General features: G+C 71.1%; 20 protein-coding genes. 1 reads left to right on the forward strand and 19 read right to left on the reverse strand.

The window, feature by feature from the left end; all coding sequences use genetic code 11:
• Window positions 1-6 precede the first annotated feature (6 nt).
• The 10 genes from ABGB18_RS11555 to ABGB18_RS11600 all read right to left on the reverse strand — a co-directional run bounded on the left by ABGB18_RS11555 (window position 7) and on the right by ABGB18_RS11600 (window position 9,719).
• Complete coding sequence (locus ABGB18_RS11555) at window positions 7-438, reverse strand: ester cyclase (protein ID WP_347695436.1); 432 nt, start codon at window positions 436-438, stop codon at window positions 7-9.
• A gap of 118 nt (window positions 439-556) precedes the next feature.
• Window positions 557-1,714: a sigma-70 family RNA polymerase sigma factor gene (locus ABGB18_RS11560; protein WP_347695437.1), complete on the reverse strand. Its 1,158-nt coding sequence runs from the start codon at window positions 1,712-1,714 to the stop codon at window positions 557-559.
• 2 nt (window positions 1,715-1,716) lie between these two features.
• Window positions 1,717-2,055: a YciI family protein gene (locus tag ABGB18_RS11565; protein ID WP_347695438.1), complete on the reverse strand. Its 339-nt coding sequence runs from the start codon at window positions 2,053-2,055 to the stop codon at window positions 1,717-1,719.
• Window positions 2,056-2,163: 108 nt separating this feature from the next.
• Window positions 2,164-3,030, reverse strand: coding sequence for a helix-turn-helix transcriptional regulator (locus tag ABGB18_RS11570; RefSeq protein ID WP_347695439.1), 867 nt, complete (start codon window positions 3,028-3,030; stop codon window positions 2,164-2,166).
• A 323-nt stretch (window positions 3,031-3,353) separates the two neighbouring features.
• Window positions 3,354-4,265, reverse strand: a complete 912-nt coding sequence (locus tag ABGB18_RS11575) for a succinylglutamate desuccinylase/aspartoacylase family protein (RefSeq protein WP_347695440.1) — start codon at window positions 4,263-4,265, stop codon at window positions 3,354-3,356.
• Window positions 4,262-5,119, reverse strand: coding sequence for an alpha/beta hydrolase (locus ABGB18_RS11580; protein ID WP_347695441.1), 858 nt, complete (start codon window positions 5,117-5,119; stop codon window positions 4,262-4,264). The genes ABGB18_RS11575 and ABGB18_RS11580 overlap by 4 nt, the downstream gene beginning before the upstream one ends.
• Before the next feature lie 27 nt (window positions 5,120-5,146).
• Window positions 5,147-6,865, reverse strand: a complete 1,719-nt coding sequence (locus ABGB18_RS11585) for a DUF885 domain-containing protein (RefSeq protein WP_347695442.1) — start codon at window positions 6,863-6,865, stop codon at window positions 5,147-5,149.
• A complete protein-coding gene (locus ABGB18_RS11590) occupies window positions 6,858-8,243 on the reverse strand; it encodes a dipeptidase (RefSeq protein WP_347695443.1) in 1,386 nt (461 codons plus the stop codon). The genes ABGB18_RS11585 and ABGB18_RS11590 overlap by 8 nt, the downstream gene beginning before the upstream one ends.
• Window positions 8,230-8,979, reverse strand: a complete 750-nt coding sequence (locus ABGB18_RS11595; RefSeq protein WP_347695444.1) for an SDR family NAD(P)-dependent oxidoreductase — start codon at window positions 8,977-8,979, stop codon at window positions 8,230-8,232. Before ABGB18_RS11595 ends, ABGB18_RS11590 begins: the two co-directional genes overlap by 14 nt.
• Before the next feature lie 26 nt (window positions 8,980-9,005).
• Complete coding sequence (locus tag ABGB18_RS11600; RefSeq protein ID WP_347695445.1) at window positions 9,006-9,719, reverse strand: creatininase family protein; 714 nt, start codon at window positions 9,717-9,719, stop codon at window positions 9,006-9,008.
• A gap of 224 nt (window positions 9,720-9,943) precedes the next feature.
• On the opposite strand from ABGB18_RS11600, the gene ABGB18_RS11605 reads away from it, so the two are divergent.
• Window positions 9,944-10,519, forward strand: coding sequence for an Lrp/AsnC family transcriptional regulator (locus tag ABGB18_RS11605; protein ID WP_347695446.1), 576 nt, complete (start codon window positions 9,944-9,946; stop codon window positions 10,517-10,519).
• A 3-nt stretch (window positions 10,520-10,522) separates the two neighbouring features.
• Here ABGB18_RS11605 and ABGB18_RS11610 read toward each other — a convergent pair whose 3' ends face one another.
• Genes ABGB18_RS11610 through ABGB18_RS11650 form a run of 9 tightly spaced genes read right to left on the reverse strand, consistent with a single transcriptional unit; the run spans window position 10,523 to window position 19,171 of the window.
• Window positions 10,523-11,020 carry a MaoC family dehydratase gene (locus ABGB18_RS11610; RefSeq protein ID WP_347695447.1) on the reverse strand — a complete coding sequence of 166 codons (498 nt, stop codon included), beginning with the start codon at window positions 11,018-11,020 and terminating at the stop codon, window positions 10,523-10,525.
• A gap of 1 nt (window position 11,021) precedes the next feature.
• Window positions 11,022-12,251 (reverse strand): CoA transferase, encoded by a 1,230-nt coding sequence (locus ABGB18_RS11615; RefSeq protein ID WP_347695448.1) that lies wholly within the window; start codon window positions 12,249-12,251, stop codon window positions 11,022-11,024.
• Complete coding sequence (locus ABGB18_RS11620) at window positions 12,248-13,534, reverse strand: methylaspartate ammonia-lyase (protein WP_347695449.1); 1,287 nt, start codon at window positions 13,532-13,534, stop codon at window positions 12,248-12,250. The genes ABGB18_RS11615 and ABGB18_RS11620 overlap by 4 nt, the downstream gene beginning before the upstream one ends.
• Window positions 13,531-14,355 carry a M55 family metallopeptidase gene (locus tag ABGB18_RS11625; RefSeq protein ID WP_347695450.1) on the reverse strand — a complete coding sequence of 275 codons (825 nt, stop codon included), beginning with the start codon at window positions 14,353-14,355 and terminating at the stop codon, window positions 13,531-13,533. The genes ABGB18_RS11620 and ABGB18_RS11625 overlap by 4 nt, the downstream gene beginning before the upstream one ends.
• Window positions 14,352-15,299 carry a N(4)-(beta-N-acetylglucosaminyl)-L-asparaginase gene (locus ABGB18_RS11630; protein ID WP_347695451.1) on the reverse strand — a complete coding sequence of 316 codons (948 nt, stop codon included), beginning with the start codon at window positions 15,297-15,299 and terminating at the stop codon, window positions 14,352-14,354. The genes ABGB18_RS11625 and ABGB18_RS11630 overlap by 4 nt, the downstream gene beginning before the upstream one ends.
• Window positions 15,296-16,342, reverse strand: a complete 1,047-nt coding sequence (locus tag ABGB18_RS11635; RefSeq protein WP_347695452.1) for an ATP-binding cassette domain-containing protein — start codon at window positions 16,340-16,342, stop codon at window positions 15,296-15,298. Before ABGB18_RS11635 ends, ABGB18_RS11630 begins: the two co-directional genes overlap by 4 nt.
• Entirely contained in the window at window positions 16,339-17,370 is a 1,032-nt protein-coding gene (locus ABGB18_RS11640; RefSeq protein ID WP_347695453.1) for an ABC transporter ATP-binding protein, read from the reverse strand. The genes ABGB18_RS11635 and ABGB18_RS11640 overlap by 4 nt, the downstream gene beginning before the upstream one ends.
• A complete protein-coding gene (locus tag ABGB18_RS11645) occupies window positions 17,367-18,233 on the reverse strand; it encodes an ABC transporter permease (RefSeq protein WP_347695454.1) in 867 nt (288 codons plus the stop codon). Before ABGB18_RS11645 ends, ABGB18_RS11640 begins: the two co-directional genes overlap by 4 nt.
• A complete protein-coding gene (locus ABGB18_RS11650; RefSeq protein ID WP_347695455.1) occupies window positions 18,230-19,171 on the reverse strand; it encodes an ABC transporter permease in 942 nt (313 codons plus the stop codon). Before ABGB18_RS11650 ends, ABGB18_RS11645 begins: the two co-directional genes overlap by 4 nt.
• Between the last annotated feature and the right edge of the window lie 8 nt (window positions 19,172-19,179).

Consider the following 19,179-nt stretch of genomic DNA (forward strand, 5'->3'; position numbering starts at 1 on the left):
CGGTGGTCACGAGGAGCCTTCGGGGATCAGGCCGAGCTGCCGCAACTGCGAGTAGAGGTCCACGACCCCCCAGATCTCGGCGACCCGATCGCCCGCGACTCGTATGACGAAGATCTCGTCGTACGTGACGGTCCTGCCGGTCGGTGGCAGGCCCCGGTACTCGCCCTGGTGGGTCCCGGTGACCCGGTTGCGGTAGACGACCTTGTCCCCCTCCGTGATCACGTCCTCGACCGAGACACGGATGTCGGGGAAGGCGCGCAGGAGCACCGTCCACACGTCCTTGAGCGCCTGCGTCCCCGTCGTGCCCATCGGCACCGGCGCGTGGAACAGCACGTCCGGCTCGACGACCTCGTCGATCGTCTTGGCGATGAGCTCCGCGTCGTGGTTGTTGACGGCCTCGTGGAGGCGCAGGAACGTCGCCTCGATGCCAGTCGCCATGGTGATTTCTCCTCGGGTCGGGATGAACGTCCGTGACGACCATCGGATCCGGCGGTCGTCGCTCACATCCAGGCGACGAACGGCCATCCACCCGGGGGACAGGACCGGGCCGGGAAACTCAGAGCTGTTCCAGCCGCCGGGCCAGGAAGCGCCGTTCGGGAGTCGAGGTGGCGAGTTCGAGCGCCCGATGGTAGGCCGCCCGTGCCTCGGCGTCCCGGCCCAGCCGCCGCAGCAGTTCGCCGCGGGTGGAGTGGAAGTAGAGGTAGCCGTCCAGGTCGAGGCGGTCCACGGCACGCAGCGCCGTGGCCGGGTCGCCGGCCTGGGCGAGCGCCACGGCGCGGTTGAGCTCGACCACCGGCGAGCCGGTGAGCTCGACCAGCCGCCGGTACATCGCGGCGACCCGCGGCCAGTCGATCCGCTCTCCGGCCTGCAGCGACGCGATCGCGGCCTGAACCACGTAGGCACCGCGCCCGCCCAGCTCCAGCGCCCGGTCGAGCACCGCCCGCCCCTCCGCGATCTGGCCCTTGTCCCACAGCGACCGGTCCTGGTCCTCAAGCAGGACCAGGTCCTCGCCGGAGAACCGGGCCCGCCGCCGGGCGTGGTGGATCATCATCAGTGCCAGCAGCCCGTACGCCTCCGGCTCCGCCGGCATGAGCCCCGCGAGCAGCCGCCCCAGGCGGATGGCCTCGGCACCGAGGTCGATCCGCCCCCGGTAACCCTCGTTGTAGATCAGGTAGATCACGGCCAGCACCGCGTCGAGGCGGTCGGGCAGCAGGTGCGCGCCGGGCACCGCGAACGGGATCCCGGCCAGCTTGATCTTGGCCTTCGCGCGGGTCAGGCGCCGCTTCATGGTCTCCTCGGAGACCAGGAACGCCCGGGCGATCTCGGCGGTCTCCAGACCCCCGACGGCCCGCAGCGTGAGCGCCACCTGCCCCTCCAGCGCCAGCGCGGGATGGCAGCAGGTGAAGATCAGCTCAAGTCGTTCGTCCTTGATCACGGTGTCGTCGAACTCGTCCATGGTGACCTCCGGCACCGGCAGCAGGTGGATCTTCTCGGCCAGGGTGCGCTCCCGGCGGAGCCGGTCGATGGCCCGGTTGCGGGCCGTCGTCACCAGCCACGCGCCCGGGTTGTCCGGCACGCCCGACTCGGGCCAGCGCCGCGCCGCGATCGCGAACGCCTCCTGCGCGGCCTCCTCGGCCTGGTCGAAGTCACCGAGGAACCCGACCAGCGAGGCCAGCACCCGGCCCCACTCGCCCCGGAAGACCTCCTCCAGCACGCTCAGCGCCGCACCACCGGTCTGACCTCCACCGTGCCGCCGAGCCGGGCGGCCGGCAGGCGTGCCGCCAGCTCGACCGCCTCGTCCAGGTCGGCCGCCTCGATCAGGCAGAGGCCGCCGAGCACCTCCTTGGTGTCCGCGAACGGGCCGTCCGTCATCAGTGTCCGGCCGCCGACCACCCGCACGCTGGTCGCCGTCTCGGTGGGTTCCAACTGCGCGCCGACGACACACCGCTCGTCCTCACCGAACGCTAGATACTCGGCGTACGCCGCCGCGCGATCGGCCTCCGACAGCTCCTCTCCATAGCCGCGCCGGGTGTAGATCAGCAGTGCGTACTGCATCGCAACCTCCAGGGCGATGGGCTCTCACCGACACGACGAACGAGCAGTCGCGCGGGGGACACACCACCAGGATCTCTTTTCCGGGACAGCCGAGACGCTCCGCCCGCTTCAGGCGCACACGGGGAGTTTGGGGTTGTCGTGGGTACGTACGGCGGGCAGCCACGCATGACCGCCGGGCACGTCGTCCAGCAACACCCGGAACCAGCGGGTGGTGCCCACCCCGGTCTCGTCCTCGACGCGGTCACCGTCGTACAGGACGCAGTCGGTCCGCAGGAGGTCGCCATGCCACACGCGGTGGTCCACCACGTTGCCCGCCGCGTACTTCAGCCGGGGATCGCGGGCCAGGCCCATGCTGCAGGCAGGTACGCGTTCGGCCCGCACCCTGCACCCACTCTCGATGTTGTAGACCCGTACCGAGGCCACGGTCTGGGCACCCGGCCGGCTTTCGGAGATCGTCGGGGCGTCGTCCCCGGCGGCCGTGCTGAACACGGCGAAGGCGGCCACACCCGCGATCACCAGGACGGTGGCGGCCACGGCGGCCACCGCGCCGCGCCGGCCGCGCACCGGGGCCGGCCACCCGCGCCAGTCCACGACCCCGCCGGGGGATCCCCCGGCCCGCGCTGTCTTTTCCGCCGCTCCCTCGTCCACGGCCGGGCCGGTCATGAGCCCGGCGGCACTCGGCGTGCCGCTCTCGTCCTCCTCGTCCCAGGAGGGAGTGCGGTCGGAGCGCGCGGTGTCGGCCAGCGCCCACAGCCGGTGCAGTTCGCGTAATTCGTCGCTGGTGGCGCCGCACGCCTTGCCGAAGGCGTGCACCGGCCCGTAGGCGGTCGGCACCTTGGCCCCGGAACAGTACCGGTGCAGGCTCGATCGGCTGATGCCGGTCTGTCTGGACAACTCCTCGAAACTCGTCCCCGCGCGTTCCTTGAGCATCCGTAACCGCGCCGCGAAGCGCTGCGCGTCAGTCGTCTGCGTCAAGACTCCAGTCGCCTTTCAGCCGTGAGCCGCCCGCCGTCCCACGCATCCCACCGGCGTCCCAGCAGCTCGGCCGAACGCGCAGCTCGCAATGGACAAAGTGGTCTCAGCATCCCATCTCAGGGTGATTCCTTGCCAGCGACCACGACTCCCTGCAATCTTCGAGCCGTTGACGCCGGCACCTCAGCGGGGGCAGGTGCCGGCACCCCCGCCACGTCAGTCCTGACGGGGCCTGTGGACAAACCTGCCGGACTTCGACGCCTACTACCCGGCGATGAGGCCCCACTACGTCGGCCTGGCCGACCGGGCGTAACGCCCCGGGGCGTTCAGTCGCGGGCCAGGCCGAGCAGCAGTCCGTCGGCGGCGACGGCCGGGCTGCTGGTCAGGAACAGGGGCGTGCCCGCCTCGGGCGCCCGCACCTCGGCGAACACCTCGCCCCACACGTCGGCCACGGTCCCGAGCAACCCGCCGGCCGGCACCGACTCCCCCACCGACACCGCGGGCTCCCACCAGCCGGCCCGCTCGGTGCGCAGCCAGTGCCAGCCCTCGTGATGGCGGGCCTCGCGCACCGGCCACGGCTCGCCGTCCAGCACGCCGATCGACCTGGCGAGGTTGGTCAGCCCCGCCCGGTGCCGGTCGATGGCCGCCCGGTCGAGCAGGCCGTTCTGACCCGACTCGGCGATGATCGCCGGGATGCCGGCGTCGGCCGCCGCCGCGCAGGTGCTGCCCGCGACGGTCCGCGCCGCCGCCGCCTGCCGGACGATGTGCCCGAGCCCGAAGGCCCTGGCGAGGTCGAGCGAGGCGGCCTCGACCGGCGACTCCTCGAAGATCGTGAACGGTTCGAGCGCCTCGGGCACGTCGCCCGCGTGCATGTCCACCAGGTAGTCGGAGCCGCGCATGAACGTCTCGTACACGTGGTGGGCGAGCACCTGCGTGTAGGTGCCGGCCGGGTCGCCGGGGAAGTTGCGGTTGAGGTTCTCGCCGTCGGCCGGGACGACGAACGGCACCCGGGCCCAGAAACCGGGCACGTTCACCACCGGCACGAGGACGATCCGCCCGGTGACGGCGCTCGGGTCGAGGTCGCGGACGAACTCGCGGACGGCGGCGATCGAGGCGTACTCGGCGCCGTGCACGCCGGACAGCACGGTGAGCCGCGGCCCGTCCGCGCGCCCCTGGACGTCGAAATAGGGGATGGACAGGTCGAGTTCGGGGATGTCGAGGGTGCGCCGGGTGATCATCGCCGCACCGCCGCGGTCTCGGGCAGCGCCTCGGCCAGGAAGTCGCGCATCGTCTGCTGGAACAGCTCGGCCTCCTCGATCTGCGGCGAGTGGCCGGACCTCTCGAAGACGACCAGCTTCGAGTTCGGGACGAGCGAGGCGATCGTCTCGGACGACGACACCGGGGTCACCCAGTCGGTACGGCCCACGGTGACCAGGGTGGGGCAGGTGACCGACGGGAGCTGCGGCTTGACGTCGTAGACGGGCGCGTTGTGCTGGAAGCACCAGTTGTGCGCCTCGTGGCGGTAGCTGCCGGCCTCGACCCGGGCGGCGGCGGCCACCGGGTCGTACTCGAAGTCGTACAGCGGGATCAGCTCGGCCCAGCAGGCCTTGAGGTCCTCGTCGTCGCGGATGTTGCCGCTCCAGTAACGCTCGTAGTTCTCCCAGTTGAGCTTCACCCGGGTCTGCTTGCGCGCGTTCTCGGTGGCGATGTCCAGGTTGGTACGGTCCGGCGAGGTGTCGCGCAGGATCATCGCGCTCACCCGGTCGGGGTAGGCGATCGCGTACTCCATGGCGATGAACCCGCCGTACGATCCGCCCGCGACCACGATCTTCTCGGCGCCCGCCCACTCGCGCAGCGCATCGACGTCGGCGGCCCACTGGGCGTGCGAGTACGGCGGCACGCCCTCGCTCAGCCCGCAGCCGCGGGCGTCGAACACCACGACGCGGAACAGGTCGGACAGCGGCCCGAAGGTCGACCTCGGCTCCGCGAGCGAGCCGATGCCACCGCCGCCGTGGTGGGCGATCAGCACCGGAGCGCCCTCCTCACCCAGCACCTCGACGTTGAGGCGCGCTCCGTTGATCTCTACGAACATATGCGACTCCTTGCGAAGGGTGGGACTTCAGGCGGCTTCGACGCGGTCGATCCAGCCGGACACGATCTGGTCGAGCACGCCGAGCGGGACCGCGCCGTTGCCGAGCACCGTGCCGTGGAAGGCCCGGACGTCGAACCTGGCGCCGAGCCGCTGCCGGGCGAGGTCGCGCAGGCGCCGGATCTCGCGGCGGCCGATCATGTAGGCCAGCGCCTGACCCGGCCAGGAGATGTAGCGGTCGATCTCGTTGCGGACGTTGGCGCGGGTGGTCGCGGTGTTGTCCCACATGAACCGCATGGCCTGCTCGCGCGACCAGCCCAGGTGGTGCATGCCGGTGTCGACCACCAGGCGGCAGGCCCGCAGCGCGTCGAACGACAGCATCCCCAGGCGGGACAGCTCGGAGGTGTACAGGCCCATCTCGTCGGCCAGCCGCTCGCTGTACAGGCCCCAGCCCTCGACGTAGCCGCACACCTCGGCGTCCAGGAAGCGCCGGTAGTCGGGCAGGTCCGTCAGGGTCTGCGCCGAGGCGATCTGGAGGTGGTGCCCGGGGGTGCTCTCGTGGAAGGCCAGCGCCTCGTACTCGTACACGAACCGCTCCTGTGGGTCGGTCGTGAGCACGCAGTGGGCGCCCGGCCGTGACCCGTCGCCGGCCGGCGGCCGGTAGTGGGCGAGCGCGGCGTTACCCGCCTCGATCGGGTTGATCTCCTCGATGACGCAGTCGGCGATGTCGTACGCGGGGAACCAGTCGTCGCGGGCCTCCTCCGCCCGGCGCAGCGCCCCGGTCACCGTGTCGACGATCTGCGCGCTGTCGGTGAAGCGCAGCGAGCGGTCGTCGCGCAGCCGGGCGTGGATCTCCGCCACGTCGCTGGTGCCGAGCACCCGGCCGCCCAGCTCGGCCCATTCCGAGCGCAGCTCCGCCAGGCAGTCGAGCCCGATCTGGTGGATCTCCTCCGGTGACAGGTCGGTGGTGGTGTGCCGCCGTACCGCGTCGCGGTAGCCCTCCTCGCCGCCCGGGACGAACCGGATGCCGACCCGGTCGTCGGGACGGGCCACCGGCAGCAGCTCGTCGCGCAGGCCGGCCAGCAGGCGGCGCATGGCGGGGCGGACGGAGCCCTCGACGATCTCCGCCGCCCGGGCCCTGACCTGGTCGCGGTCCACGTCGTCCGGCAGGTGCGGGCTGAGCAGCGTGTCGTCGGCCAGGCTCAGCGCGAGGTGGCCGGTGAGCTGGTCGATGGCCTGGCCGACGCCGACGCGGGTGGGGATGCGGCCTTCGTCCTTGGCCGTGCGGTAGCGGTCGAGGACGGCGTCGAGGAACGCGGGCAGGCCGCTCAGCCGCTTGAGGTACCGGTCGGCCGCCGCCGCGTCGGTGACGGAGGCGGCCGGGACCGACATGAACATCATCGCCTGCGGCGCGGAGTAGCCGTCGGCCGAGGCCCCGGTCTCCCACAGGCCGTGTTCCAGGTCCGACCGGGTCGCCCAGGCCAGGCGGCCGAGCACCGCGTGGTTGACCTGGTCGGCCGGGTTCAGGCCGGCCGGGTCGATGGCCGCCAGCCGCCGCTCGATGCCGGACAACTCGGCGGCGACGGCCGCCGAACCCTCGCGGCCGGGGTCGGGCACCAGGCCGTCGAAGCCGGAGACCCCGAGCAGCGTGGCGCTGAACGGGTCGGCGGCATGCTTGACCTGGAAGAACTCCTCGCTCAGCCGGGCCAGCTCGGCGTTCGGCGGCGCTGTGGGGGTGTCGTCAGCCACCACTTACTCCTGGTTCTGAGAGGGACGTGGCCAGCCGGTGCGGCCCGTCGGCGAGCAGCCTCCAGAGCTGTTCCCAGGCGCGCATGCCCTCGCGCAGCCGGGAGATCCGCATGAACTCGTTCGGGGCGTGCAGGTTCTCGTCGGCGGTCGAGAAGGAGAAGAACAGCGTCTTCGCGCCGAGCACCTCCTCGAACAGCGCCGTGGCGGGCAACGTGCCGGCGATGACGGCCAGCAGCACCTCCTGGCCGGGGTAGACGTGCTCCAGCGCGGCGCCGGCGGCCCGGATCGCCGGGTGGTCGGGCGCGATCGTGTACGCGGGCACGCCACCCTCATCGGCGTGGACCGCGACGCGTATCCCGGCGAGCTCGTGGGCGAGCACGTGGTCGGTGATCGCCCGCAGCACGGCTTCCGGCCGCTGCCCCGGCACCAGCCGGCACGAGATGTGGGCCCGCGCGCTGTGCGGGATGACCGTGTACTTCCCGCCGCCGGTGATCCCGTTGATCTCCAGTGTGGGGCGCTCCCACAGCCGTTCGAGCGTGTGGTAGCCGGCCTCCCCGAAGAGGCTGTCGAGCCCCAGCCCGGCGCGGTAGCCGTCCTCGTCGAAGGGCACCGCCGCGATGGCCGCCCGGCGCTCGTCGCCCAGCTCGGGGATGCCGTCGTAGAAACCCTCGACCGCGACCCGGCCGTCGGGCGCGTGCAGCCCGGCCAGGATTTCCGACAGCGCGTGCAGCGGGTTGGCCACGGTGCCGCCGAACCGGCCGGAGTGCAGGTCGGCGTTCGCGCCCGTGACCTCGATGTCCAGGGTCACCAGGCCCTTGGAGGCGATCGACAGCGACGGCTCGGTGGGCCGCCACATGGCTCCGTCGGCGGAGATCACCAGGTCGGCGGCCAGCTCGTCGGCGTGCTCGCGCAGGTAGACCGGCAGGTGCGGGCTGCCGATCTCCTCCTCTCCCTCGAAGAGGAACTTGACGTTGAGCGGGAGCGCGCCCTCCTGGGCGATGAACGCCTGGGCCACCTTGAGCACGATGAACACCGGGCCCTTGTCGTCGGTGACCCCGCGCCCGCGGATCACGTCACCGTCGACGGTGAGCTCGAACGGCGGGGTGCGCCACTCGGCCTCCGAGCCGGTCGGCTGCACGTCGTAGTGGCCGTAGACCAGGATGGTGGGCGCCCCGGGAGCCCCCAGCCACTCGCCCCGCACCACCGGGTGGCCGGAGGTGGCGACGACGCGGCCGCCGGCGAAGGAGAGCTGGTCCGCCAGCCACTCGGCGGCCGAGCGCATGACCTCCTCGGTCGCGTCACGGCTCACGCTGGGCACGGCGACGTAACCGGCGAGCTCGTCGAGGTATTCGGTGTCGGTGCGATCAAAAGAGAGCATGTCCGCCGTCAATCGAGATGGTCTGGCCGGTGATCCAGGAGGACGCCTCCGAGACGAAGAACCGCACCCCGTGCGCGATGTCCTCGGGCGAGCCCAGGCGGCGCACCGCGATGCCCTCGACGAGCGCCTTCTGGCCCTCCTCCCCGTAGCTCTCCCACTGCTTGACCGTCGTGGGGTTCGACAGGACGAATCCGGGGGCGATGCAGTTGACCGTGATGCCGTACGGGCCGAGCTCGTGGGCCATCTGCCGGGTGAAGCCGATCTGCCCGGCCTTGGCGCTGGCGTACGCCTGGATGCCGGTCAGGCTGACGCTGCGGCCGGCGCCGGAGGAGATGTTGACGATGCGGCCGGACCCGCGCCGCTTCAGGCCCGGCACCGCCGCGCGGGTGCACAGGAAGGTGCTGGTCAGGTTGGCCGCCACCACGGCCGACCAGTCCTCGTCGCTGATCTCCTCGATCGGGTGGTGCACCTGGCCGACGACCCCGCCGGCGTTGTTGACCAGGATGTCGACGTCGCCGAGGTCGGCGAAGAACGCGTTGACCGCGGCCGAGTCGGTCACGTCCACCGTGTCCTTGTCGATGCCGTGCACCCGGACGCCGTCGGCTTCGAGCGCGGCCGCGATGGCCGCGCCGATCCCGTGCGCCGTGCCGGTGACGACGGCGACCCTCCCGCCGCCTGGTGTCGGTGTCTCCGGGCCTGATGTCCCTGGGCCTGATGTCCCTGGGCCTGATGTCACTGGGCCTGATGTCACTGGGCCTGATGTCACTGGTCGAGCCATCCCTTCTCCAGCAGTTCGCGGACCTCGGCCACGCCGGCGTCCCAGACGATCTGCATGTCCTCGTCACTTCGCTGGTAGGCCCCGCCGAGGCTGCCGTCCGGCGCGAGCGCCCGCATCTCCTCGGCCGTCACGTTGTTCGCCGTCGCCCGGTCGATGACGGGGGCGGCGCCGCCGGGGATGTCGGCGCCGGCCACCCTCGTCCAGGCGAAGTTCTCCAGCCAGGAGCCGTGGTACTGGTCCTCGTCGAACCGGCCGGCCGCCGCCGCCGTCTTCGGCGCGTTGTACCAACTGTGGAACAGCACCTGGACCCGGTCGGCGCCGGGCCGGTTGATCCACTCGCGGACGAGCCCGGCGACGGGGGCGTTGCCGCCGTGCCCGTTGATCACCGCGATCCGCCGGAAGCCCTGACCGGCCAGGCAGTCCAGCAGGTCGCGGATCACCTCGATGTAGGTGCTCATGCGCAGGCTCATGGTGCCGGGGTAGGAGGTGAAGTACGGGGCCATGCCGAACGGCAGGACCGGCAGCACCGGCACGCCGAGCGGCTCGGCCGCCTCCACCGACACCCGCTCGGCCAGCAGCGCGTCGGTGCCGAGCGAGAGGTACCCGTGCTGCTCGGTCGAGCCGACCGGGAGCACGATGCGGTCGTCGCGTTCGAGGTAGTCGGAGATCTGCATCCAGTTGCTGTCGAAGACCCGCACCGGTCCTCACACTCCGTTCTGGGGGTTCACGCACCGCCTGGCTCGACGGTTCGCGAAGTGAAACCCACGTCGGCCCGTAAGGTGGTCATCTGTAAGGAGATTAGAGCCAATACTAACCATTTGTCCCACAATTACCAGCCCATCCCCCTTCAGGTGCATAAGAGTGACGATTGACTTGGGGGGAAGCATGGTTCGCATGCGTACGGGAAGGTAACCTTCCCGCCATGCCCCCACGACGCCGCGCCACCGCCAGCGCCTCGCCCGCCCCGCTACGGGACCTGCCCACCGGGCCGGTCCCGGCGGCGGTGCCGCTCGACGACGTCGACAAGCGGATACTCGTGCTGCTCAGCAAGGATTCCCGGCGCTCACAGCGGGCGCTGGCCCGCGAGCTGGGGATGTCCGCGCCCGCGGTCGGCGAGCGCATAGCGCGTCTGGAGCGCCTCGGCGTGATCCGCGGCTACGGCATCAACATCGACTGGAGCGCCGCGGGGTTCCCGATGACGGTCTACCTGACCATCACGGCCGTACAGGGCTACCAGCAGAAAGAGCTCATCGAGAAGCTCTCCCTGATCCCCGAGCTGGAAGGGCTCGACGTCGTGACCGGGGCGATCGACCTGCTCGCCAGGCTCCGCGTGCGCGACCACCTGCACCTGCGTCACCTGCTCATGGAGCGCATCTGGCAGATCGAGGGCGTGCACCGCACGGAGACCTCGCTGAGCCTCATGGAGGTCGCCCCGAAGAACCTGGTGGCCGAGCTGCTGTCGAACCCGCCGGCGGAGGAGGCGCAGGCAGGTGAGTGACGGTCATCCGGGGGTCCCGGGCCCGCGTACGGGGCCGAATCCGCGCCGGTAGACCATCACCGTCCGGTTGAAGGTGATGACGACCGTGCCGTCCTGGTTGGTGCCCGTGGTCCGCACGGTCACGATGCCGACCTCCGGCCGCGACCGCGACTCGCGCACGGCCAGCACCTCGGACGACGAATAGACGGTGTCGCCCTCGAACAGCGGGTTCGGCAGCCGCACCTCGTCCCAGCCCAGGTTGGCCATGACGTTGTACGACACGTCGTTGACCGACTGCCCGGTGACCAGCGCGATGGTGAAGGCCGAGTTGACCAGCGGCCGGCCGAACTCGGTCTGCGCGGCGTAATGGGCGTCGAAGTGCACCCGGGCGGTGTTCTGGGTGAGCAGGGTGAACCAGACGTTGTCCGCCTGGGTCACCGTGCGGCCCAGCCCGTGCTCGTACACGTCGCCGACCTCGAAGTCCTCGAAGAAGCGGCCCTGCCATCCGGCGCGTACGGTCATGTCATGACTCCCCTCCCGGCCGGGTCGCGCGCAGCCGCTCGACCCGCTCGGCGTCGTACTTGAGCAGTTCGGTGTAGACGTAGTCGGCGTCCTCGTCGCGGCGCGGGGCCCGCCGGTGCGGGTGCTCCCCCGGCTCCCCCAGGCCGCCCTGCCACACCCGCATCGGGCTGCCGACCTGCCGGATCGTGCCGAAGTAGGGGTGCTCGGTCTCCAGCACCATGCCGCGGGCGAGCGTGTGCGGATCCGCCAGCGCCTGCGCCACGGAGTTCACCGGGCCGCACGGCACGCCCGCCGCCCTGAGCAGACCCAGCCAGTGGTCGCTGGTCTCGGTCGCGAACACCTGCTCCAGCTCGGCCAGCAGGGTCTCGGCGTGCTCCCGGCGGGCCGCGAAGTTCGCGTAGCGGGGTTCGTCCGGCCACTCCGGATGCCCGACGACCTCCGCCAGCCTGCGGAAGAACTTCTCCTTCGGACAGGCCACCACGAGCCAGCCGTCGGCCGAGGGGAACGCCTGGAACGGGACGAGCGACGGATGGGCGGAGTGGTGGGTACGCCTGGGCACGAAGTCGCTGTTGAGCTGCCAGGCTGCCGGATAGGTCAGCATCGAGACGGCGGTGTCGAACAGGCTGAGGTCGCAGTCGGCGCCCACCCCGTCACGCCGGGCGGCGTGCAGCGCGGCCAGGATCGAGCCGACCGCGACCAGGCCGCCCGCGTAGTCGACCAGCGAGAGCCCGGACTTCGTCGGCGGCCCGCCGGGCTCGCCGGTGAGGTCCATCCAGCCGGCGATGCCCTGCAGGACGTAGTCGTAGCCGGGCTCCTTGCTGCGCGGGCCGGTCATGCCGAAACCGCTGAGCGAGCTGCACACGATCGCCGGGTTGAGGTGTTTGAGGTCGTCGTAGCGGATGCGCAGCTTGGCCGGCACGTCGCCGCGCAGGTTAGAGTGCACCACGTCGCTGACCCTGACCAGGTCCTCGAACACGGCCCGGCCCTCCGGGGTGGAGATGTCCAGGCCCAGGCTGCGCTTGTTGCGGTTGAAGGTCTCGAAGAACAGGCTGTCCTCGCCGTGCTGCTCGGGGACCACGTAACGCCCGACGTCGCCGCCGGACGACGGATCCTCGATCTTGATCACCTCCGCGCCGAGATCGGCCAGGTGGACGCTGCCGAAGGGGCCCGCGCCGTACTGCTCGATCGCGATCACCCTGACGTCCGACAGCGGCTGCTTCATCGCCGTCATGACGCCACCGCCCGTCCGGCGCCCGCCGGCTCCGCGCCGCCCGACCGTCGGGCCGCGGCGACCGCCGCCACCCGGGCCATCTCGTTGCCCACGATCATCAACCCCTCGTCCACTCCCATACCCGGCTTGGCCAGCACCTGCCCGGCGCCGCAGGCCATCGCGACGTGGGCGCTGACCTGCGCCGAGCGGTCCGTCTCGTTGCAGGTGCCGCCGCAGTACGCGACCAGTCCCCGGTCGCGCACCAGCAGCAGCGCCTCGATGGTGTTGCCGATGCCGCCGAGGTCGGGCGTCTTGACGTGGATGACGTCGGCCGCGCCGGCCTCGACGAACAGCTCGATGTCCGCCAGCGTGTTGCACCACTCGTCCACGACGATCTTCACCGGCGAGCCGCGGCGGCGCAGGGCCGCCCGCAGGCGCACGTACGTCTCGATCTGCGGCTCGCGGCCGCCGGCGTCGATCGGGTGCTCGACGACCAGCTCGTACGGCGCGGCGAGGTCGCCGAGCCGGGCCAGATAGTCGGCCACCGCCTCGACGTCACCGCCGAAGGCCAGGCCCACGGTGCCGTAGGTGTCGAAGTGCAGCCTGGGCGCGTACGCGGCGTCGGGGCGGAGCCGGGCGATCCGCCCGACCAGCCAGCCGACGTACTCCGCCAGCAGCTCGCCCCGGCGGCCCAGCTTGGTCTCGACGTTGTTGATCAGGCCGTGCGGCAGGACGTCGACCCGCTTGAGGATCATCTTGTCCGCGTTGTCATAGCGGTCGTCGCCGGTCTGGGCGAACATCGGCACGGGGGCCAGGTCGACGCCGGTCGCGTACTCGTCGCGTACGACCTCGGCCATGGTGAGCCGCCTGCTGCGCGCCACGGCGTCGAGGAGAGCCTGGGAGACGCCGTACCGGACGGCCGTGTGCGGCGGCCCCGAGGCGGTGCGGCAGTCCTCCACCCGCCCGGCCAGCTCGCGGAACGAGCCGAGCTCCGCGCCCCGCAGTAACGGCGTGAGGTGCTCCTCGACATCACGGCGGGCCGCCGCCGCGCTGAAGACCGGGTCACGGCCCCCGGCGCCGCTGTACTGCACGGCGGCGCAGTCGCCGTGCGCGACCGAGCCGTCCTCCAGCAGCAACAGCACCGACAGCGCCTCCCCGGCCTGCCTGATCGCCGTGAAGCCCGGCGTGAGCGGGTCACCCTGGTAGGCGAAGCCGTCGTGACCGGCGCCCGCCCTGATGGCGGCCTGGTCGTCGGCGAAGAACCCGGCGCGGACCGGCTGGGTGATGACGTCGGCGATCCTCACTCGACGAGACCCCGGCACAGCAGCACGACGGTGATGAAGGTCTGGTAGATCCGCAGCGGGTCGTCGCCGGTGATGGTCGCCGACAGGTCGCCCGTACGCTCGACACCGGCGATCCTGGCCGCGAGCTCGCAGTAGTCGCTGCTGCGGAAGGAGATGCCGAGGGTGACCGGCACGGAGATGTCCGGTGGCCCGGCGTCCTTCAGCCCTTCCACCGCCGCCCTGGCCCGCTCCCGGATCAGGTCTCTGGCCGCCGCGGGGTGCAGCGACTCGGCGGCGAACCGGGAGACCGACTTCTTCACCACCGCCGTCTCGATCTTCGGGCAGAACCGCAGGGTCTCCTCCGCGGTCGTCACGTCACCGGTGACCAGCACGATCGGCACCCGGTACGCGGCGGCCACCAGCGCGTTGATGCCCGCCTCGCCCGCGACCACGCCGTTGACGGTGACCTCGGCGAAGGCCATCGGGAAGTAGGTGTGCGACAGGACCGAGCCCCGGCTGCCCATCGAGCCGTGGTAGGACACCATGAAGATCGCGTCGAAGCTCTCGTCGAGCCCCTGCATCATGTACATCGGCTTGTAGCGGCCCGACAGGTAGCCGGCCCGCCCGGCGAGCGCGTCCGGCTTCAGGTTGGCCATCTTCGAGTGCGAGTCGTTGACCAGGAACTCGGTGGCGCCGGCCTGCGCCGCGCCCTCGATGGCGGCGTTGACCTCGCCGGTCAGCAGCTCGGTGTAGTAGGGATACTGCGATCCTCCGATGACGCACTGGTCCCAGTCGACGACGCCGGCGGTGCCTTCCATGTCGGACGAGATGAAGATCTTCACAGCACGCTCCTGGGGTGCAGCTCGGGTTCGGTCGAGGTCTCGGTCATCACCGCGTAGACGGAGCCGCGCTGGCCGGCCGCCGCGCCGTGCCGCCCGTCCGGGGTGAGCGCCAGGCAGCGCAGCTCGGCGCGGTAGTCGTCGGGCAGCGTCGCCGCGTCGGCCAGCATCGCCAGGCACGCGGCCGACGGGTCGAGCCCGCGCGCGAGGTCGGCGACGATGCCGCGTGCGCCGAGCGCGCGCATGCTCAGCTCGCCCCGGCCGGTGCAGGCGGCGCCGCCGTGGCGCACGTCGGCGTAGTTGCCGGCGCCGGGCAGGGCCGAGTCGCCGACCCGCCCCGGATACTTCCAGGGGTAGCCGCTGGTGGACACGCCCACGACCAGCTCGCCCGAGGAGTCGAGCGCGAGGATGTTGATGGTCCCCCACGGCCCGTCGTGCGGGGCGAAGCGGTTGACCAGCTCCATCGCGGTCCGCCGGTAGAGCTCGTCACCGGCCTGGGCCTCGGTCTGCTCGCCTTCGACCGACTCGTCAGAGGGCCGCAGGGCGGACACGAAGAGCTTCTTCGACTCCTCCGTCAGCAGCTCCGCCCGGGTGAAGCCGTTCTCCTCCGCGAACAGCTCGGCGCCGGCGCCGACCAGCAGGCTGTGCTGCGGCAGCCGCTCCAGCACGGCCCGGGCGATCGAGATGGGGTTGGGGAATCCCCTGACCGCGCCGACCGCGCCGAAGGCCCTGGTCGAGCCGACCATCAGCGACGCGTCCAGCTCCACCACGCCCTGGGCGTTCGGCAGCCCGCCGGTGCCCACGTAGTGGTCGTCCAGGTTGTCCTCGCAGCGGCGCAGCCCGGCCTCCACGGCGTCCAGCGCGGAGCCGCCGCGGGCCAGGATCTCCATGGCCGCGGGCAGGCCCGCCTCGCTTCGTTCACTGCCGATGACGATGGGGCCGCTCACTCGCTCACTCTTTCCGCGCGTTCTGGTACGTGGACGCAGGCCGCCGCCCGGCGGCTGTCCCGTGGATCGACGATCAGGGTCGGCTCGGCGGCGCAGGCGGCGACGACGGCCGGGCAGCTTCCGACGTAACGGCACGGGGTGGTGCCGTTACGGGCCGCCGAGCGCGTGACCTCCTCGACGACGGCCGGGTCGGCCACCGGCAGCCCGTCCACCTCGGCGGGCTCGGCCTGCTCGCCGTCGGTCTCCGCCAGCCGCGGCACCGAGCCGATGAGCAGCTTGGTGTAGGGGTGGACCGGGTCGTCGAAGACGGTGTCGGTGTCGCCGGTCTCGACGATGCGCCCGCGGTACATCACCGCGATCCGGTCGCTCACCTGCCGGACGACCGCCATGTTGTGCGAGACGAAGATCACCGAGAGGTGCAGCGTCTCCTTCAGGTCGGTGAGCAGGTTGATGATGTTGGCCTGCACCGAGACGTCGAGGGCGGACACCGGCTCGTCCGCGATCAGCACGGTGGGCTCCAGCGCGAGCGCGCGGGCGATCCCCACGCGCTGCCGCTGGCCGCCGGAGAACTGGCGCGGCCGCTGCTTCAGCGCCCGCTCGGGCAGCCCGACCAGGTGCATCAGCTCCCGGTTGCGCTCGTCGACCTTGTTGCCCGGCACGATCTTGTGGTATTTCAGCAGCTCGGACAGCGTCTGCTCAACCGTCATCCGGGGGTTGAGCGAGCTGTAGGGGTCCTGGAACACCATCTGGATGGCACGCTGCTGCGCCCGCGGCCGCTTGGCGGGCACGGCCTCGCCGTCGTAGCGGATCGTGCCGGCGGTGGGGCGGTAGAGGCCCACGATGGTGCGCGCGAGCGTCGATTTGCCGCAGCCCGACTCGCCCACCAGGCCCAGCGTCTCGCCCTTGCGCAGCACCAGGTCCACGCCGTCCACGGCGTGGTTCACGGTCGGCTTCTTGCCGAAGATGCGGTCGGTGACCGCCAGGGGCGCCGTGAAGTGCCGGGCCAGGCCCTCGACCGAGAGGATCTCGCTTCCCGCAGTCACTGCTTGCTCACCGCTTCCTCCGCGACCATCTCGTTCCACCGCTCCGCGGTGTCCACCCGCAGACAGGCGCTCCTGCGTTCAACCAGTCCCGGACCGGCCGGTGCCGGCTCCGGCTCCTCGTGGTGGCAGGCGTCCACGGCGAACGGACACCGGGCCGCGAACGAGCACCCGGAGATCACCTCGCTGAGGTCGGGCGGCTGGCCGGGGATGGTCAGCAGCCGGGTGACGCGGTGGTCGGGGTCCGGCACCGAGCGCAGCAGCGAGAACGTGTAGGGATGCCGGGGCTCGGCGATCAGGTCGGGCAGCGCGCCCGACTCGACGACCTTGCCGGCGTACATCACGTAGAGCCGCGAGCAGGTCTGGCTGACCACCGCGAGGTCGTGGCTGACCAGCAGCAGACTGACGTGCTCCTCCTGCTTGAGCCGGCGCAGCACGCGCAGCACCTGGGCCTGGATCGTCACGTCGAGCGCGGTGGTCGGCTCGTCGGCGAGGATCAGCCGCGGCTTGGTGGACAGCGCGATCGCGATGCAGATGCGCTGCCGCATCCCGCCCGAGAGCTGGTGCGGGTAGAGCTCGTAGCGCCGCTCCGGGTCGGCGATGCCCACCTTGTTCATGAGGTCGATCGCGATGGCTTTGGCCTCGCCGCGCGACTTGCCCAGCTTGCGCAGCGGGGTCTCGGCGATCTGGTCGCCCACGCGCATGACGGGGTTCAGCGCCGTCAGGGAGTCCTGGAAGATCATGCTCATCGTGTCGGTCAGCCGGCGGTGCAGCCGCTTGGCGGGCAGGCCGGTGACGTCCTCGCCGTCGATGAGGACGGTGCCGGACACGATACGGGCCGGGCGGGGCAGCAGACCGAGCAGCGCGCGCAGGGTCAGGCTCTTGCCCGAGCCGGACTCGCCGACGAGCCCGACCGACTCGGCGACACCGACCGACAGCGACACCCCGCGGACCGCGTGCAGCCGGCCGTGCGACAAGGGGATGTCCACGTGCAGGTCGCGGACCTCCAGCAACGGTTCGGTCGGTGTCATCGGTTCGCCTTCTCCACGATGCCGTCCGCGATCAGCGCCAGGGCCAGGCCGGTGAGGACCACCGCCAGGCCCGGGATCGTGGACATGTACCACTTGTCCAGGATGAACTGCTGGCCCTCCTGGATCATCGTCCCCCAGTCGGGAGTGGGCGGCGGCACCCCGAGGCCGAGGAAGCCCAAGGTGACGATCGCGAGCAGGGTGAGCACGATGTCGCTCATCGAGAACACGATCGCCTGGAGCAGGACGTTGGGCAGCAGGTGCCGGATCAGGATGCGCCAGGTCGGCAGGCCGCTGGCCCGGGCCGCCATGGCGTACTCCTGCTCCTTGGCGACCAGCACCTGCCCGCGCACGATGCGGCAGTACGCCACCCAGCCGACGAGCGTGATCGCCGTGTAGATGCTGGTGGTGCCCGGGCCCATCGCGAACACCAGGGCGATGACCAGCACCAGGAACGGGAAGGCGATCACCATGTCGACGACGCGCCCGACGACCGCGTCGAGCCAGCCGCCGAACCAGCCGGCGACCAGCCCGATCAGGCTGCCGATCACGAACGGCGAGACGACCGCGAACACGCCGACCTGGAGGTCCACCCGCGCGCCGTAGAGCAGCCTGGAGAGCACGTCGCGGCCCAGCGAGTCGGTGCCGAGCAGGTGCCCCTTCGAACCCGGTTCGAGGAACGCGTTCGTGAGGTCCTGCTTGATCGGGTCGTAGCTGGTCAGCAGGGGCGCGCAGAGCGCGCACAGGACGATGAGGCCGAACAGGATCAGCCCGGCCACGAGAGGCGCGTTCCACCGCCCGCGGCCGCGGCGGCGCACGCCCGAAACGGCCGGGACGACGGGACCGACGCTGGTCGCCGCGCTCATGAGAGCTTGACCCGCGGGTCGAGGGCGGCGTGCGTCACGTCGGTCAGCAGGTTCACGACCACGACCATGATCGCGAATACCAGGGTGATTCCCTGCACGGTGGGGAAGTCCCTTCCGAGGATGGAATTGATCATCTGCTGCCCGATGCCGGGCAGCGAGAAGACGCGTTCGACCACGAGCGTCGACCCGGTGAGGTAGGCGATGTTCACGCCCAGGACCGTCACCGACGACACCGCCGCGTTGCGCAGGGCGTGCCCGAGCACCACCCGTGACGTGCTGATGCCCTTGGCGTGCGCCGTCACGATGTAGTCGCTGCTCAGCACGTCGATCATGCTGGCGCGCAGGCTGCGGATCAGGATCGGCGCGAGCGTCAGCGCGATCGTGATGCCCGGCAGGATGATGCCGTGGATGTGCGCGCCCAGCGTGTCACCGAACCCGGCCACCGGGAACAACCCCAGCTTCAACCCGAAGATCAGGATCAGCATGATGCCGAGCCAGAACGCCGGCAGACCGAGCCCGGCGATCGGCACGGCCCTGATGATGTTGTCGAGGATCCCGTTGCGCCGGGACGCGGCCACGACGGCCAGCGGCACGGCGATCAGCAACGTGAAGACGGTCCCCGAGACCAGCAGCCAGATCGTCACCGGCAGGCTGGTGCCGATCAGGCCGCTGACCGGGCTGTCGTAGACGTAGGAGAAGCCGAGGTCACCCGTCAGCAGGTGGCCGAGAAAGGTCAGGTACTGGCTCCACAACGGCAGGTTCAGGCCCATCTGGGTGCGGAGTTCCCGGACCGCGTCCGGGGTGGCGTGCGCGCCGAGCAGCGTGGCCGCCGGATCGCCCGGTATCAGGCGGACCAGGAAGAACACGATGAACGAGATCCCGAGCAGCACCGGGATCAGGGCCACCAGCCGTTTGAGTATGTAGACCAGGTACTTCATCGCTCCGT

It is taken from the genome of Nonomuraea sp. B12E4 (assembly GCF_039871825.1).
Classification (GTDB): domain Bacteria; phylum Actinomycetota; class Actinomycetes; order Streptosporangiales; family Streptosporangiaceae; genus Nonomuraea.